The organism is Pontibacter sp. BAB1700 (assembly GCF_000277005.1).
Taxonomy (GTDB): domain Bacteria; phylum Bacteroidota; class Bacteroidia; order Cytophagales; family Hymenobacteraceae; genus Pontibacter; species Pontibacter lucknowensis.
This window is the reverse complement of record NZ_AKIS01000042.1, coordinates 1-16,334: the sequence shown is the minus strand read 5'-3', so window position 1 is coordinate 16,334 and position 16,334 is coordinate 1. Positions and strand designations below refer to the sequence as shown.

The window sequence follows — 16,334 nt, the reverse complement described above, 5'->3', positions numbered from 1 at the left end:
ATGTTGAAAAATAATATTCGTAGTGTAAAGGCTAGCGAGATCGAACTCAAAGAAAAAGTTGTTGCGATCAATCGTGTAGCTAAAGTTGTAAAAGGTGGTAGAAGATTTAGCTTTGCTGCCATCGTTGTAGTAGGTGATGGTAATGGTGTTGTTGGATACGGCCTTGGTAAAGCAAACGAAGTAACTGACGCTATTGCTAAAGGTATAGACGATGCAAAAAAGAACTTGGTTAAAGTTCCTCTTTACCATCACACTGTTCCACATGCAATGGAAGGTAAGTACTCAGGTGGTTTCGTTCTGGTTAAGCCTGCAGCTCCAGGTACTGGTGTAATTGCCGGTGGTGCAATGCGTGCTGTATTGGAAAGTGCTGGTATCAAAGACGTACTTTGCAAGTCTAAAGGGTCTTCTAACCCACATAACGTGGTAAAAGCAACTTTTGATGCGCTGTCAAAAATGCGTGATCCTTTGGCCGTAGCTCAGCAGCGTGGTGTTAATTTGCAGAAAGTATTTAACGGTTAATTGAGATGGCTAAAGTAACAATCACACAGGTTAAAAGCATTATTGACAGACCAAAGAACCAAAAGCTTACAATTCAAGCGCTAGGTCTTGGTAAGATCAATAAATCAGTAACTGTTGAGAAAACACCTCAGATTGCTGGTATGATTAACAAGGTTCACAATTTAGTAGAAGTAAAGGACATTTAATATGTATTTGAATTCATTAAAACCTGCAGAAGGGTCTGTTAAGACTAGAAAGAGAATAGGCAGAGGAACTGGCTCAGGTAGAGGTGGAACTTCTACTAGAGGTCACAAAGGTGCCAAGTCTCGTTCAGGCTACTCTCAGAAGTCAGGCTTTGAAGGTGGTCAGATGCCACTTCAGAGACGTGTACCTAAGTTTGGTTTCAAAAACTTCAACAGAGTAGAGTATAAAGGAATAAATTTAGATGTTCTGGAGTCTTTGGCTGCAGAAACTAATGAAAAAGTTTTTAACTTTGATTTCTTCAAGGCACACGGTTTAGTGTCCAAGAACGACAAAGTTAAGATCTTAGGTAGAGGAGAGATATCTAAAGCTGTAGAAGTACACGCTCACGCTTTTTCTCAAACTGCCATTTCATCCATCGAAAAAGCAGGCGGTAAAACAGTAGCCCTTTAATTTTTATGAAGAAGTTTATAACAACAATTAAGAACATTTTTGCTATTGATGATCTAAGAGTACGAATACTCAATACCTTAGGTTTTATAGCTATTTTTAGATTAGGTTCTTATGTTGTTCTTCCTGGTATAGATCCTAACCAGCTCAAGGCCAACACCGAAGGTATATTTGGCCTTTTGGATACGTTCTTAGGTGGAGCATTTAGCAATGCTTCCATCTTTGCGTTAGGGATCATGCCATACATTTCAGCTTCTATCGTATTACAGCTACTTACTATAGCCGTTCCGTATTTTCAAAAAATGCAGAAGGAGGGTGAGTCTGGTAGAAAGAAAATCAACCAAATCACCCGAGTTCTTACTATTATCATTACGCTTGCTCAGGCAGTAGGCTTTGTTGCTACGATTAACAGCGAAGCAATTGTAATAAATACCACGCTGTTTACCATTAGCTCCATGATTGTGTTAACATCGGGCACAATCTTCTGTATGTGGCTTGGTGAAAGAATTACAGATAAAGGTATAGGTAACGGTATATCAATGCTGATTATGATTGGCATTATCTCTCGTTTCCCAGGTGCCATTGTTGCTGAAGCTTTATCTAAAGAGTTAAATGGTGCACTGCTGTTTATTTTTGAGTTAGTGGTTCTCTTCTTTGTAGTAATGTCTGTAGTAATGCTTACTCAGGCTGTAAGAAGAATCCCAGTACAATATGCTAAGCAGGTTGGCGGTAGCTCGCTATACAGTGGACAGCGCCAGTTTATTCCTTTGAAAGTAAATGCAGCAGGTGTTATGCCTATCATTTTCGCTCAATCGTTGATGTTTCTACCCTCTATGATTGCTTCAATCTGGGCAGATTCAAATGAAACAGCGAGTTATATAGGAGCGACATTCTCTGATTTCACTTCATGGCAGTACAATGTAGTGTTTGGATTGATGATCCTGATATTTACATACTTCTACACAGCGATTACTGTTAATCCAAATCAAATTGCTGATGACTTGAAGCGTAGTGGTGGTTTTGTGCCGGGTGTTAAACCTGGTCGTTCTACCTCAGAGTATATTGATAATATTCTTACAAAAATCACGCTGCCTGGTGCTATTTATCTAGCGCTCGTTGCAATCTTTCCTGCTATCGCCATGCTATTTGGAGTAACTAGAGAGTTTGCTCAGTTCTACGGGGGCACTTCACTGATCATTATGGTGGGTGTTGTTCTCGACACATTGCAGCAGATTGAAAGTTATTTACTAATGCGTCATTATGATGGCATGATGAAATCTGGTAAGCTTAGAGGCAGAACAGAGAATATTGCCATGGTATCCTAATAAATGGTTTTTTACAAGACTGAAGAAGAAATAGAGCTAATTCGCCAGAGTGCTTTAATATTAAGTAAAGCACATGGCGAAATAGCTCTTCTTATAAAGGAAGGGGTATCAACTCTTACCCTTGATAAAAGAGCTGAAGAGTTTATTAAAGATCATGGAGCTGTTCCATCTTTTAAAAACTACAATGGGTTTCCTTTTAGCCTCTGTATCTCGGTAAACTCGACTGTAGTTCATGGAATGCCAAGTAATTACGTTTTGAACGATGGAGACGTAATTTCTGTTGACTGTGGAGTCTATTATAACGGTTTTCATAGTGACTGTGCATACACCCATGCTGTTGGTAATGTTTCTGAGGAGGTTTCTCATCTGTTAGATGTTACAAAAGAATCCTTGTACAAAGGGATTGAAAAGGCAGTTGTTGGAAATAGGCTTGGTGATGTCAGCCATGCAATCCAGACACATGCTGAAGCCTCTAAATATGGTGTTGTACGAGAATTGGTAGGGCATGGTATAGGACGTAACCTACATGAGGCTCCTGAAGTGCCTAATTACGGGAAACGTGGACAGGGATTAAAGCTTCAAAATGGATTGGTACTTGCGATTGAACCAATGGTAAATCTCGGTACCAGGTATATTATTCAAGAAGAGGATGGATGGACAATCCGGACCCGTGATAATAAACCCTCTGCTCATTTTGAGCATACAGTTGTAATAAGAAAAGATCAAGCAGAAGTATTAACAACTTTTGATTATATAGATAAAGCTAAACAACAATAAATGGCGAAGCAGTCCTCTATCGAGCAAGACGGTACTATCATCGAAGCATTATCAAATGCAATGTTCCGGGTAGAGTTAGAAAATGGTCATCAGGTGATCGCACATATCTCAGGTAAAATGAGAATGAATTACATCAAGATTCTGCCAGGTGACCGAGTTAAATTGGAGATGTCTCCTTATGATTTAACTAAAGGAAGAATTGTTTATCGATATAAATAACTACAATGAAAGTCAAAGCATCAGTAAAAAAGAGAAGTGCTGAATGTAAAGTGATCCGCCGTAAGGGGAAGCTTTATGTTATCAACAAAAAAAATCCAAGATATAAACAAAGACAAGGATAATTATTAATTATGGCAAGAATAGCAGGAGTTGATATTCCGGACAACAAAAGAGGAGAGATCTCTTTGACGTACATCTATGGTATAGGTCGTAATCTCTCTGTGCAAATCCTAAACAAAGCCGGGGTGGATCTTGACAAAAAGGTGAAAGACTGGACCGAAGATGAAGCTAATGAGATCAGAAATGTGATTGCAGCTGAGATCAAAACTGAAGGTGTTTTGAGATCAGAAGTGCAATTGCATATCAAGCGTCTTCTTGATATTGGCTGCTACCGTGGTTTGAGACACCGTAAAGGTCTACCTGTACGAGGTCAGCGCACGAAGAATAACTCGCGCACAAGAAAAGGTAAGCGTAAGACAGTAGCAAACAAGAAGAAAGCTTCTAAATAATTTTTGATCATGGCTCAGAAAAGAAAAGACAAAGCTAAGAAGCGTGTTGTAGTTGTTGAATCAACAGGCCAGGTACACATCAAAGCTTCTTTCAACAATATTATTATCTCAGTAACCAACAACGCAGGACAAGTTATCTCTTGGGCTTCTGCTGGTAAAATGGGTTTTAAAGGTTCTAAAAAGAACACTCCTTACGCTGCACAAATGGCTGCTGCAGATTGCGCAAAGGTTGCTTATGACCTGGGTATGCGTAAAGCTGAAGTATTTGTTAAAGGCCCTGGTGCAGGTAGAGAGTCCGCCATCCGTACTGTACAGAATACTGGTATCGAAGTAACAACTATTAAAGATGTTACACCACTTCCTCACAACGGATGTCGTCCTCCTAAACGCAGAAGAGTTTAATTAGTAAATTAGATTAAATACAATGGCAAGATATACTGGTCCTAAAAGCAAAATCTCCAGAAAATTCAACGAGGAGATTTTTGGCCCAAGCAAAGCATTAAAAAAGAAAAGCTATCCTCCAGGACAGCACGGCCGTGGTCGTCGTAAGAAGCAGTCTGAATATGCAGTTCAGCTTGCTGAAAAGCAGAAAGCAAAATATATCTATGGTATGCTGGAGAAGCAGTTTGCTAACCTGTTTGACAAGGCAGCTCGTAAAGGCGGTATCACTGGTGAAAACCTGTTGATCCTTCTTGAGTCTAGACTTGACAACACAGTTTACAGACTGGGTATCGCTCCGACAAGAAGAGCTGCCCGTCAGCTAGTTTTGCACAAGCATATCACTGTTAACGGCGAGATCGTTAACATTCCATCATATAGCTTAAAAGTTGGTGATACGGTAGCCGTGAGAGAGAAATCAAAATCTCTTGAGGCGATTACAACTAGCCTAAGCGTACGTAACGCACGTGCATTTAGCTGGTTAGAGTGGGATGGTGCTGAGATGGTTGGTAAATTTGTGTCTGCGCCACAGCGTGACCAGATCCCTGAGAAAATTCAGGAGCAGCTGATCGTCGAGCTTTACTCTAAGTAAGCCGCTTAATCAATTTTTAACCTTTAACACTGCAAGTATGTCAATATTAGCATTTCAAATGCCAGAGAAAGTTGTAATGGAAAAAGCCGACGACTTTCATGGTTTATTTGAATTCAAGCCGCTTGAAAAAGGTTACGGAGTAACCATCGGTAATGCTTTGCGAAGAATTTTGCTTTCTTCTCTGGAAGGTTACGCAATTACTAGCGTTCGCATACCTGGTGTACTGCACGAGTTCTCGTCTGTTGAAGGCGTAGTGGAAGATGTATCTGACATCATCCTTAATTTGAAAATGGTTCGCTTTAAGAAAATAAGCGAAGTCATTGATGATAAGATCACTGTATCTATCTCAGGTCAGGATAAATTTGTAGCTGGCGACATCAGCAAATTCTCTACAAGCTTTGAGGTTCTAAACCCTGAGCTGGTAATCTGTAACCTGGACAAGAACATGACTCTGGAAGTAGAGCTTACTATTCAGAAAGGACGTGGTTACGTTCCTGCTGAAGAAAATAAGCCGGCTGATCAGGTTTTTGGTCTTATTCCAATTGATGCCATTTTCACGCCAATCAAGAATGTAAAGTTCAGCGTAGAAAATACACGTGTTGAGCAGAAGACTGACTATGAAAAGCTATTGCTTGACATACAGACTGATGGTTCTATACATCCTGAAGATGCCTTGAAAGGCGCTGCCAATATTTTGATCCAGCACTTCATGCTCTTCTCTGATAACACAATGACTTTCGAAACAGCTAAGCCTGAAGAAGAAGAAGCTGTGGATGAAGAACTTCTGCACATGCGCAAAGTCCTGAAGACTTCACTTCAGGATATGGATCTTTCTGTTAGAGCTTACAACTGCCTCAAGGCTGCCGACATCAAAACCCTTGGCGACTTGGTGCAGCTTGACATCTCTGACATGATGAAGTTCCGTAACTTCGGTAAGAAGTCTTTGACAGAGCTTGAGAATCTGGTGCAAGAGAAAGGCCTGACTTTTGGCATGGACCTTTCTAAGTATAAATTAGAAGAAGATTAATAATCCTGCGGCATAATTCCCGATCCCCGGGTGGGTTGATCGACGGTATGCACGTGCACAATTCAAAATAATGAGACACGGTAAAAAAATCAATCATTTAGGAAGAACCGCTTCGCACCGTAAAGCAATGCTGTCAAACATGGCTGCTTCGCTTATCCTGCACAAGCGTCTTTCTACAACAGTAGCTAAAGCGAAAGCACTGCGCAAGTATGTGGAGCCTCTACTGACAAAATCTAAAAACGACACAACTCACTCCAGAAGAACTGTATTTGCTTACCTGCAAGACAAAGAGTCTGTGAAAGAGTTGTTCGACGAAGTATCTGTAAAGATCGCTAACAGACCCGGTGGTTACACTCGTATCCTGAAGACTGGTTACAGACTTGGTGACAATGCTGAAATGTGTGTTATCGAGCTTGTTGACTACAACGAGGATATGTTGACTACAACTGGCGCTGCCGGTGGTGCTAAGAAAACTCGTCGTCGTTCTTCTTCTAAGAAAAAAGGTGCTGAGTCTACTGAGGCTTCAGCTCCAGCAACTCCAGAAGCAGAGGGCACTAAAGATGAAACAAAAGATGCTGAATAAGCTTCATTTGTGAAATATTGCAAAGGGACATGACGTAAGTCGTGTCCCTTTTTTATTTTTGTATCAAATTATTAAAATGAAAAAACACACAACTTCCGAAGCTATTCTTTTATTGCAAGATGGTACCGTATTCACAGGCAAGAGCCTGGGGCGTATCGGTACAACAGGTGGTGAGTTATGCTTTAACACTGGTATGACTGGCTATCAGGAAATCTTTACGGATCCATCGTACTATGGTCAGTTAGTTGTCACTACTTTTTCACACATTGGTAACTACGGTGTTCAATCTGATGAAGTCGAATCAGGGAAAGTACAGATCAATGGTCTTGTGTGTAAAGAGTTCTCACACTTCTTCTCCCGTAAGCGTGCAGAAGGTTCTTTGCAAGACTACTTTGAAAAAGCAGGTATAGTTGGTATCTGTGAAATCGACACGCGTGCTCTTGTGCGCCACATTCGTGACAAAGGCGCTATGAATGGTATCATCTCTTCTGAGACTGCTGATGTAGCAGCATTGAAGCAACGATTAGCTGAGGTACCATCTATGGCTGGTCTTGAGCTCTCGTCGCATGTGAGCACGCCTGAGGTGTATGAGATGAAGCCTGAAGTTGTAAAGTATAGAGTTGCTGTGCTCGACCTTGGTGTAAAGCGTAATAGCTTGAACAACCTGGTGGCTCGTGGCTGCGAGGTGAAGGTATTCCCTTATGATACATCATTTGAGGAAATGGAAAAGTGGAACCCGGACGGTTACTTTATCTCTAATGGTCCTGGTGATCCTGCTGCTACTACAATTGCCATTGAGAGTGTGAAGCAGATATTGGATAAGAACAGACCTATGTTCGGAATATGCATGGGACACCAGATGCTGGCACAGGCCAACGGTATTGCAACCTACAAAATGCACAATGGCCACAGAGGCTCAATCACCCTGTTAAGAACCTGATCACTGGCTTGAGCGAGATCACGTCGCAGAACCATGGTTTCGTTGTGGATTCGGAGCAACTGAAGAACCACCCGGACGTAGAAGTGACGCATATCAACCTGAATGATAATACGGTGGAAGGTATTCGTATGAAGTCGAAGCCAGCATTCTCGGTGCAGTATCACCCTGAGTCTTCCCCTGGACCGCATGATTCTGTTTACCTATTCGATGATTTTATCACACTGTTAGAGCAAAACAAGTAAAACTATATAAAAAACAAACCGATGAGCTTAATTACAGATATTAAAGCCCGCCAGATCTTTGATTCAAGAGGCAACCCGACAGTAGAAGTTGATGTGTTTACAGAAAACGGCGTATTAGGCCGTGCTGCTGTTCCGTCTGGCGCTTCTACGGGTGTGCACGAGGCGGTAGAACTTCGTGACGGTGACAAAGGCAGGTATATGGGCAAAGGTGTACTGCAGGCCGTTCAAAACGTAAACGAGAAAATAGCTGAAGAGCTTGTCGGGTTTCCGGTGTTCGAGCAGAACCTGCTTGACAAGATCATGATTGAGTTAGATGGTTCTGACAACAAAGCCAACCTTGGTGCCAATGCAATCCTTGGTGTATCGCTTGCTATAGCACGTGCAGCCGCGCAGGAGCTGGGTATGCCATTATACCGCTACGTGGGTGGTGTTAATGCTAACACGCTGCCTGTGCCGATGATGAACATCCTGAACGGTGGCAGTCATGCTGACAACGCCATCGACTTCCAGGAATTCATGATCATGCCAGTTGGTGCTCCTTCTTTCTCAGAAGCACTGCGCATGGGCTCTGAAGTATTCCATCACCTGAAGAACGTGCTGAAGAAAAAGGGTCTTTCTACAAACGTAGGTGATGAAGGCGGATTTGCGCCAAACATTGCGTCTAACGTAGAAGCAATTGAGGTAGTGCTCCAAGCAATCGAGGCAGCTGGTTACAAGCCGGGTGATGATATGATGATCGCCATGGATGCTGCCAGCTCCGAGTTTTATGACAAGTCTACAGGGCTCTATACCTTTAAGAAGTCGACTGGCGACAAACTGACTTCTTCTGAAATGGTAAGTTACTGGAAAGAGTGGACCGAGAAGTATCCGATCGCCTCTATAGAAGATGGTATGGATGAAGACGATTGGAAAGGCTGGAAAGAGCTGACTGAGTCTATCGGGAACAAGGTGCAGCTGGTAGGCGATGACCTGTTTGTAACAAATGTAAACCGTCTGCAACAAGGTATAGACCAAGGGGTGGCCAACTCTATCCTGATCAAGGTAAACCAGATTGGTACGCTGACTGAGACGATCAACGCCATTAACCTGGGTCTGCGTCACGGATATAAGAGTGTGATGTCACATCGCTCAGGAGAGACGGAAGATAACACGATTGCTGACCTGGCAGTAGCGCTTAACACTGGACAGATCAAGACAGGATCGGCTTCCCGTTCTGACCGTATGGCTAAATACAACCAGTTGCTTCGCATTGAGGAGGAGCTTGGTGAAGTGGCTTATTATCCTGGAAAGAAGTTCTAAAGAACATCTAGAAAATATTTTACCGATAAGGGTGTGGGTTTATGACTCACACCCTTATTTTTGTGTAAAGCCCTCAGAATAATATCTATAGTTTCCTATATATGCTTCAACGTATACCTAAGTTTGTTCGCAGTTTTTATTTCATTACAGGTATGCTCTTCCTGGTATGGATGCTTTTCTTTGATTCCAACGACTTTATTACACAGTACCGCATGAGCAGGGAGTTGCGCGATAAAGAAAAAGACAAAGAGTACTACCTGGAAAAAATGGCCGAGGTACAGCAGGACCGTGAGGAACTGATGGGTAATCCGGAACTGCTTGAGAAGTTTGCAAGGGAGAAATACCTGATGAAGCGTCCGGGGGAGGATGTATTTATCGTTGTGCCGAAAAAAGAGAAGTGAGAATACAGATCCGATGTTGGATGGTCAGAAAGCTGTTTTAACGAACAGCTTTCTGCATTTATAGACCTTAGGAGCCTAAAAGTCATAAATGTCGTAGGAATGACATAGAAACACCGGCAGCTCGGATGATACTTTTGATGTAGTATTGAGAAACAAATCTGTAGAATCGATGAAGCAATTAGGAAACAAGATTATCGAAATACGAAAGCGAAAAGGCCTGAGCCAGGAGGAGCTATCGGGAATGGCAGATATAAGCTTACGGACGCTGCAACGTATAGAGAAAGGGGAGACAGAGCCGCGGGGCTATACCTTAAAATCTATCTGTCAGGCACTGGACGTAGACGTAGAGGAAGTGTATGACTATGGCAAGGAACCAGATAAAGGCGTGTTATTGCTGATGCATCTTTCGGTACTATCTTATCTGTTAATGCCGCTGGGGAATCTTGTTTTTCCACTGATCATCTGGATAACACAGAAAAAGAAAGTGCTCCATGTGCACGAGCAAGGTATAAGTCTGCTAAACTTCCAGATCACCTGGTCTTTGGTTACTTATCCACTGGTTATGCTTTTTGCCTGTATGAAGATCATGCATTATCCTGGTTCGTGGTATGTGTTTTGCGCCTATCTGGTGCTATACTTCCTGAATGCACTTCATGTGATTAGAGTTTGCTGGCTGGTTAGCAAAGATGCTACACAAAATCCTTACCCTGTTTCGTTGGCTATATTAAAGGTATAAGCCCCTGTATCAGGTATAAACCGGGGCCATCCCCACATAGCCCCTTATTTTTTCGTAACTTTGCGTATAGCGCTGCTCAGGTATAGGGTGGCCTCACCAAAGTATAAGAACATGGCAAAAGTTGCGATAAACCTTTCTACGGGAGCCCTTCAGCAGGAAGAGGTGATCGTAGGCATAGATCTTGGGACTACCAACAGCTTGGTAGCCTATATACATCCCGAAACCAAAAAGCCGGTAGCTATAAACGACCTCGGTCGCGGTACCATTGTGCCTTCTGTGGTGCACTTCACCCAGAACGGCGAGACAATTGTGGGCAACGAGGCAAAAGAATACCTCACTACCGATCCGGCAAATACTATTTATTCTGTAAAGCGCCTGCTGGGCAAGTCTTACAAAGACCTGGGAGAGCACAAAGACTATTTCGGCTATAAGATCATCGATGATGATAGCGAAGGACTCGTGAAAATCAGGGTAGGAGACAGGTTCTATTCCCCGATTGAGCTATCGGCGGAGATACTGAAAGAGCTGCGTGAGCGTGCGGAGCATGCCCTCAAAACGCCTGTGAACAGAGCTGTGATCACAGTGCCGGCTTACTTCAACGACTCACAGCGCCAGGCTACACGCGATGCCGGCAAATTGGCAGGACTGGAAGTGCTGCGCATCGTGAACGAGCCGACTGCTGCCTCACTGGCCTACGGTATAGGTATAGATCCTTCAGAAGAGAAGACGATCGCTGTGTATGACCTGGGCGGTGGTACCTTCGATATCTCTATTCTGAGCCTGCACCAGGGTATATTTGAAGTGCTCTCTACCCACGGCGACACCTACCTGGGCGGCGATGACATGGACCGGGCCATCATCAATTACTGGATCCAGGAAAATCAATTAGTGGCTGATACGCTGAACGAGGACAAGAACCTGCAGCAGGAACTGCGCTTGAAGGCAGAGGAGGCCAAGAAGGCCTTGAGCCAGCAGCAGATCTATACCAGCAAGGTAAATGATATTGAATGCGGTATTACACGCCACAAGTTTGAGGAGCTGATTGCCCCGATCGTGGCCAAGACAATTGACAGCTGCCGACAGGCGATGGGCGATGCCAAGCTGAAGCCGGAGCAAATCGATGCCGTGATCATGGTAGGTGGCTCTACCCGCGTGCCGATGGTATACGAAACGGTGTCGGAGTTCTTCGGAAAGCCTGCTAATAATACGCTTAACCCGGATGAAGTGGTAGCCCTCGGTGCTGCCATTCAAGCCGATATCCTGTCAGGTAATCGCAAAGACATCCTGCTGTTGGACGTGACACCGCTCACGCTAGGTATAGAAACCATGGGCGGACTGATGGATTCCATCATCCCTCGTAACTCCAAGATCCCAACCAAAGCCGGACGTCAGTACACGACCTCCATTGACGGACAGGTGAATATGAAAATCTCGGTGTACCAGGGCGAGCGTGATCTGGTGAAGGAGAACCGTAAACTGGCTGAGTTCGACCTGAAAGGTATACCGGCTATGCCAGCAGGTTTCCCGAAGGTGGATGTAAACTTTATTCTGAACGCCGACGGCATCCTGAAAGTGGAAGCGATTGAGCTGCGATCTGGTGTGCGGCAGGAGGTAGAGGTGAAGCCACAGTACGGTCTGACAGATTCTCAGGTAGAGCAGATGCTGATGGACTCTATCACACATGCCCGTGAGGACGTGTCGGCTCGTATGGTGATCGAAGCACGCACCACAGCTGAGCAGATGCTGTACCAGGTGGAGCGCTTCCTGGAGAAGAACAGCCAGCACCTGACAGAAGAGGAAATTAAACTGACGCAGGAGAATTTGCAGAAACTGCGCGACGTGCTGCCAAGCGGTGACAAAGATCAGATTCTGAAAGCTGTAGATACACTGGAAGAGCAGACAAGTCCGTTCGCAGAACGCGTGATGCAGATCTCCATCAAGCAGGCGATGGCAGGCAAGAAGATAGAGTAGGCTATACCTGTTCCCTATACCATAAAACAAGAAGAGCTGACCGTAATGGCCAGCTCTTCGCTTTTTTATGACCGACTAAGCGAAAGCAGTGCGTCGAGTAAGGTATAGTTCAGGTATAGCAGCGTGATTGCGACGATCGCCCCAACCATGATACTGGCATATGGTTCGTCCTGTTCGCGTACGCCTTTAATGCCCCAGTATATGTAGGCGACCAGGGCAAGTAATCCATATAATAACAGCAGCACAGGTATAGCGATCAGCACTGATTCCGGAACAAGCCGCCAGAAATAGTTGAACCCGAGCCAGGCTACATTCAGAATCCAGGACAACACGAGCATCAGGATACTGCGCCTTGTGGAGCCTAAGCCTAATAGCCTAAACAGGGCTATACCTTTGTCCGTTGCCATGACTTAGAATTTTATGCCGAACTTCTTGCCTACCTCTGTCAGGTCTTTCTCTACTGGCGGCAACAGCGGTATGCCTTTCTGCAGGCGTTTGGCTGTCATGATGCGCTCCGGGTCACCCGGTATAAGCACGGCTTTTTCGCCACGTTTTACCTGAGCGTTACGGAAAGCGTTGATCCAGTTATCCATATGGTGCTTGAACTCGTCAGCAGGACGGAAGGCGTCTATGCGCATAGCGCCGAGGAAGTGCCCTATACCTTGGCCCACCGGGTCGGCGGGAGGAGCGAGGAAGCTTACGAAAGGCGGTACCCACGGGCCATAGTTGGCACCCGACAGCACACCTGAGAAAATATCGACGATAGAGCCGAGCGCATAGCCTTTGTGACTGCCGCGGTTTTTGGTGCTGCCCAACGGGAGCAGTGCACCACCAGCTTGTACTTCAAAAGGGTTGGTAGAGCCCAATCCGGTAGCCGTCTGTACCCAGCCGCTTGGCGTTTGCTTTTGCTTGCGCTGCAGTATTTCCAGCTTGCCGTTGGCGGCAGTAGTGGTGGCGAGGTCGGCTACAAAAGGAGGTTGCTCATTGGCTGGCACGGCTACTGCAATCGGGTTAGTGCCGAGCATACGCTGCGTTGAGTGCGTTGGTGCTACCAGCGGGCTGGCATTGGTCATGGCCATGCCTATCATGTCGCGCTGCAGGGCCTGCATGGCATGGTAACCGGCTATACCGAAGTGGTTGGAGTTGCGCACCGATACCCAGCCCGAACCTACGTTCTCGGCTTTTTCATGGCAATTTCCATCGCACGCGGCGCTACCACCAGGCCCAATCCGCCGTCGCCGTCGTACCGTGGCAGTGCTGGGCGTTTCGTGGGCTATAGTTATGTTTGGTTTCGGATTGATGCGACCGGCTTCCCAGAGGCGGATGTAGCCGCTCAGGCGGGCCACGCCGTGGGAGTCAACGCCGCGCAGGTCAGCCTCCAGCAGTACCTGGGTGGCTAGCTGGGCATCTTCCAGAGAGCAACCAATGTTCAGGAAAATCTCGCGGGTGAAGTCAAAGAGGTGTCGGTATGGGTACATAGCAAACTTATTAGTGCCGCAAATTAAAAAAATATCGGGCCAATGCCTCGCAATTTGAGCAGCGATTGTCCCCCACGGAAATTATACTCCTGAGCTTCATTTATATACCCTTTTTTCTATACATTCGAGGTTTGGTAGAAAAGTGGAATGGATTTTGACTTGGCCAAAGCAGGCTTAAACGATACTACTATGAAGAGAGCATTACTTCTGATCTGGATACTCACAGTGGCTGTTGCTGTACAGGCACAGAGCCGACTCGCGTTTAACGAAGCTATACCTGTCTCTTTCCTGATAAAGCAGGAAGCAGCCGGCAACAGCAGTCAGGTAAACAGCAACAAGCTAATACAGCTGCTAACCGAGGGAGGCACGACTACCAGCAAATCCGGCGGGCGCCCAAGCCGCAAGCCTGAGTTTGTAGTAAGATTAGAGCAGCAGGCCCGTATTGCCAAAGTCGGCGATCAATTGCAGATCAAGGTGCAGCTGCAGCAAATAGGAGTGAGCGGCGATGTACATTACCGTGGCTTCGACCTGGGCAGCGTGCTCTTGCCGGAGCAGACCAAGATGACGGTGCGCTTGCTCAACAGTCAGCAGAAAGAAGTAAAGCGCTTTAGCCTTCCTGCCCTGAACTTAAAGCCCAATGGCATCGTGGCGCTGGAAACCACCGTGCCAGACACTGCCAACAGCCAGGGCTATACCTTAAAAGTGGAAGGGCTGGAGCTGGTGTATACCCACGGCGATGTGAAGGAACTGGAGGAGCGTATCAGCCTGATCAAAGAATACTATGCCGCCGACGCCACCCTGAACAAGATGCTGCAGGACGTGGTCCTGATCAAGCATGACGACGTGGACCGCATCAAGCAACAGGACCAGCGCCTACGCGAGATGGAAGAAATGCTGCAGAAGCTGCAGGATAAGCGTTTCTCTGACAAGCTAAGCCTGAACCAGTATGACCCGCAGCGCTATGTAGCTAAGTCGAACCAGCTGAACCAGTTGCTGAAAGAGCGACGCAAAGCGATGAACCATACCCTGGCTACACTTGATCAGCAGTTTTATAACCGAGGCATCAGCCTGATGGCCCGCAACAACCTGGCGGCGGCCAGCACCTATTTTGTGAAATCGCTGGAGGTGAACCCACGCTTTGCGCCTGCACACCTGCAACTGGCCCGACTGGACTTTATGAGTGGCAACGTGCACGAGGCGGCCGGCCGCACCCGCGACATCCTCACCCAAATGCGTGTTGATCCTGAAACTCAGCAGATGGCTTTGGGGCTGGCGCACGACATCTACAGTTCGTTCATGGCAGAAGGCCATGCCCACAACAGCCGTGGTGATTACCGCAGTGCCGTAGCCGCCTACGCCGATGCCCGCAACTTGTGCAGCACCCTGGGCGGATTACGTTGCAACATGCCTGCACTGAATGACGGTGAAGGCCGAGCCGTGTATGGCTATTATCGCAGCATGGTAGAGGAGGGCAAACGTTCTTTGAGCCGTGGTGACCTGGCACAGGCTGAGCAGATGGCCGACGATGCCTATACCTTCCAGCGCCAGTACGACTACCTGCTGCACGATGCCACTGAGGCGGCTGAACTGCAGGGACAGGTGAAATACCAGTATTATGTGCAGCATATCGACAAAGGTCGTCAGGCCATGAAGGCGAAAGACTACCGCTATGCACTGGAGCAGTTTGAGTCGGCTATGACGTTGGAGCAGGGCTATACCTTTCAGCCGGTACGTGAACTAAGCAACTTGCTGCAGCAGGCAGCCAAGCCGGTGCTGCTGAGTCAGCTGGCTGATGGCTATACCCTGGCCATGAGCAACCGGTTGAGTGATGCCAGAGCAGTAGCCAGCTCAGCTGAAAATATGCGCAGTCGCTATGCCCTGGAACGTGACACTGAGGTGCAGGCCAAGTACATCGAGCTACGCGACCGCATTTTCACGCAGGAGTGCCTGAACGTGCAGGCTGACTACGACCGTCATTATGCCGCTGCGCAGTCTCTTGTGAAGGAGAAAAAATTCATCGCCGCCGACCAGGCTTATCAAGTCGCCCTCAATGCAGCGGCATCAAAAGCAACTTGCACCATTGCCACGTTCACGGCAGAAGACGGTCAGTCCACCATTGCCGATGCCGCAGCTTACCAGCGCATGCTCGAAGAAGCTAACCGTATGGTAGCGACTGGTCGCTATACCGATGCGATAAAACGCTACAACGATGCTGAGCAGCACTACCTGAGCAAGTCAATCGCTCGCTTTGGGCTGGATCACATTTCACTCTATAACTTTGCACAGGGACAAAGCAAGTTGGCCTTTACTGCTACTGTGGTAGATCATTTCACGGGCATCCGACAAGAGAAAGCGGCTCTGCAATTGCTCACTGACCTGCTCGATAGGGGTTATTCTAAAGGCAAGACCAAGAAAACACAGCAACAGCTAGGTATACAGTTAGCTATAAAAGACGTAACCAGCGGTCAGACTGAAACGGCCAAGGTGATGGCCGCGAGTTATACACAAGGTGACAAGAAACTGAAGCATCTGGGCAAGGCCTACGAAAAGGAGCGCAAGAAACTGGCGAAGGGTTAAGCTTCTTACAAGCACTGGGATATAGCTGAAGAATACCTACTTATAAACGAAAAAGCCTGCTTGAACAGTAG

General features: G+C 46.3%; 19 protein-coding genes and 1 pseudogene. 18 read left to right on the top strand and 2 right to left on the bottom strand.

Going from position 1 to position 16,334, the window contains the following annotated elements; genetic code table 11:
- The 17 genes and pseudogenes from rpsE to hscA all read left to right on the top strand — a co-directional run bounded on the left by rpsE (nucleotide 1) and on the right by hscA (nucleotide 12,208).
- A complete protein-coding gene (rpsE, locus tag O71_RS05760; protein ID WP_040573757.1) occupies nucleotides 1-519 on the top strand; it encodes a 30S ribosomal protein S5 in 519 nt (172 codons plus the stop codon).
- Nucleotides 520-524: 5 nt separating this feature from the next.
- Nucleotides 525-704, top strand: coding sequence for a 50S ribosomal protein L30 (gene rpmD, locus O71_RS05755; RefSeq protein ID WP_007654273.1), 180 nt, complete (start codon nucleotides 525-527; stop codon nucleotides 702-704).
- A 1-nt stretch (nucleotide 705) separates the two neighbouring features.
- Nucleotides 706-1,152, top strand: a complete 447-nt coding sequence (rplO, locus tag O71_RS05750; RefSeq protein ID WP_007654272.1) for a 50S ribosomal protein L15 — start codon at nucleotides 706-708, stop codon at nucleotides 1,150-1,152.
- 5 nt (nucleotides 1,153-1,157) lie between these two features.
- Nucleotides 1,158-2,474 (top strand): preprotein translocase subunit SecY, encoded by a 1,317-nt coding sequence (gene secY / locus O71_RS05745; RefSeq protein WP_007654271.1) that lies wholly within the window; start codon nucleotides 1,158-1,160, stop codon nucleotides 2,472-2,474.
- A 3-nt stretch (nucleotides 2,475-2,477) separates the two neighbouring features.
- A complete protein-coding gene (gene map, locus O71_RS05740) occupies nucleotides 2,478-3,251 on the top strand; it encodes a type I methionyl aminopeptidase (protein WP_007654266.1) in 774 nt (257 codons plus the stop codon).
- Complete coding sequence (gene infA / locus O71_RS05735; RefSeq protein WP_007654265.1) at nucleotides 3,252-3,470, top strand: translation initiation factor IF-1; 219 nt, start codon at nucleotides 3,252-3,254, stop codon at nucleotides 3,468-3,470. It begins immediately after the preceding gene.
- 5 nt (nucleotides 3,471-3,475) lie between these two features.
- On the top strand, nucleotides 3,476-3,592 hold the full coding sequence (gene rpmJ / locus O71_RS22525; protein ID WP_007654264.1) for a 50S ribosomal protein L36: 117 nt from the start codon (nucleotides 3,476-3,478) through the stop codon (nucleotides 3,590-3,592).
- Nucleotides 3,593-3,601: 9 nt separating this feature from the next.
- Nucleotides 3,602-3,979, top strand: a complete 378-nt coding sequence (rpsM, locus tag O71_RS05730; RefSeq protein ID WP_007654263.1) for a 30S ribosomal protein S13 — start codon at nucleotides 3,602-3,604, stop codon at nucleotides 3,977-3,979.
- 9 nt (nucleotides 3,980-3,988) lie between these two features.
- Nucleotides 3,989-4,381: a 30S ribosomal protein S11 gene (rpsK, locus tag O71_RS05725; RefSeq protein ID WP_007654262.1), complete on the top strand. Its 393-nt coding sequence runs from the start codon at nucleotides 3,989-3,991 to the stop codon at nucleotides 4,379-4,381.
- A gap of 22 nt (nucleotides 4,382-4,403) precedes the next feature.
- A complete protein-coding gene (gene rpsD, locus O71_RS05720) occupies nucleotides 4,404-5,009 on the top strand; it encodes a 30S ribosomal protein S4 (protein WP_007654260.1) in 606 nt (201 codons plus the stop codon).
- Nucleotides 5,010-5,046: 37 nt separating this feature from the next.
- Nucleotides 5,047-6,036, top strand: coding sequence for a DNA-directed RNA polymerase subunit alpha (locus O71_RS05715; RefSeq protein WP_007654259.1), 990 nt, complete (start codon nucleotides 5,047-5,049; stop codon nucleotides 6,034-6,036).
- Nucleotides 6,037-6,106: 70 nt separating this feature from the next.
- Nucleotides 6,107-6,619, top strand: coding sequence for a 50S ribosomal protein L17 (gene rplQ / locus O71_RS05710; protein ID WP_040573755.1), 513 nt, complete (start codon nucleotides 6,107-6,109; stop codon nucleotides 6,617-6,619).
- Between the two features lie 76 nt (nucleotides 6,620-6,695).
- Nucleotides 6,696-7,801, top strand: a pseudogene (gene carA / locus O71_RS05705) (glutamine-hydrolyzing carbamoyl-phosphate synthase small subunit).
- Nucleotides 7,802-7,822: 21 nt separating this feature from the next.
- Nucleotides 7,823-9,100 (top strand): phosphopyruvate hydratase, encoded by a 1,278-nt coding sequence (eno, locus tag O71_RS05700; protein ID WP_007654254.1) that lies wholly within the window; start codon nucleotides 7,823-7,825, stop codon nucleotides 9,098-9,100.
- Between the two features lie 101 nt (nucleotides 9,101-9,201).
- Nucleotides 9,202-9,501 (top strand): septum formation initiator family protein, encoded by a 300-nt coding sequence (locus O71_RS05695; protein ID WP_007654253.1) that lies wholly within the window; start codon nucleotides 9,202-9,204, stop codon nucleotides 9,499-9,501.
- A 169-nt stretch (nucleotides 9,502-9,670) separates the two neighbouring features.
- Nucleotides 9,671-10,237, top strand: a complete 567-nt coding sequence (locus O71_RS05690) for a helix-turn-helix domain-containing protein (protein WP_007654252.1) — start codon at nucleotides 9,671-9,673, stop codon at nucleotides 10,235-10,237.
- Nucleotides 10,238-10,348: 111 nt separating this feature from the next.
- Nucleotides 10,349-12,208 carry a Fe-S protein assembly chaperone HscA gene (hscA, locus tag O71_RS05685; RefSeq protein ID WP_040573770.1) on the top strand — a complete coding sequence of 620 codons (1,860 nt, stop codon included), beginning with the start codon at nucleotides 10,349-10,351 and terminating at the stop codon, nucleotides 12,206-12,208.
- A gap of 65 nt (nucleotides 12,209-12,273) precedes the next feature.
- On the opposite strand, the gene O71_RS05680 is transcribed toward hscA, so the two are convergent.
- Both O71_RS05680 and O71_RS05675 read right to left on the bottom strand, forming a co-directional pair.
- Nucleotides 12,274-12,615, bottom strand: coding sequence for a hypothetical protein (locus O71_RS05680; RefSeq protein WP_007654250.1), 342 nt, complete (start codon nucleotides 12,613-12,615; stop codon nucleotides 12,274-12,276).
- Nucleotides 12,616-12,618: 3 nt separating this feature from the next.
- Nucleotides 12,619-13,686 carry an Ldh family oxidoreductase gene (locus O71_RS05675; protein WP_007654248.1) on the bottom strand — a complete coding sequence of 356 codons (1,068 nt, stop codon included), beginning with the start codon at nucleotides 13,684-13,686 and terminating at the stop codon, nucleotides 12,619-12,621.
- Between the two features lie 189 nt (nucleotides 13,687-13,875).
- On the opposite strand from O71_RS05675, the gene O71_RS05670 reads away from it, so the two are divergent.
- Entirely contained in the window at nucleotides 13,876-16,263 is a 2,388-nt protein-coding gene (locus O71_RS05670; protein ID WP_155800582.1) for a hypothetical protein, read from the top strand.
- Nucleotides 16,264-16,334: the final 71 nt, after the last annotated feature.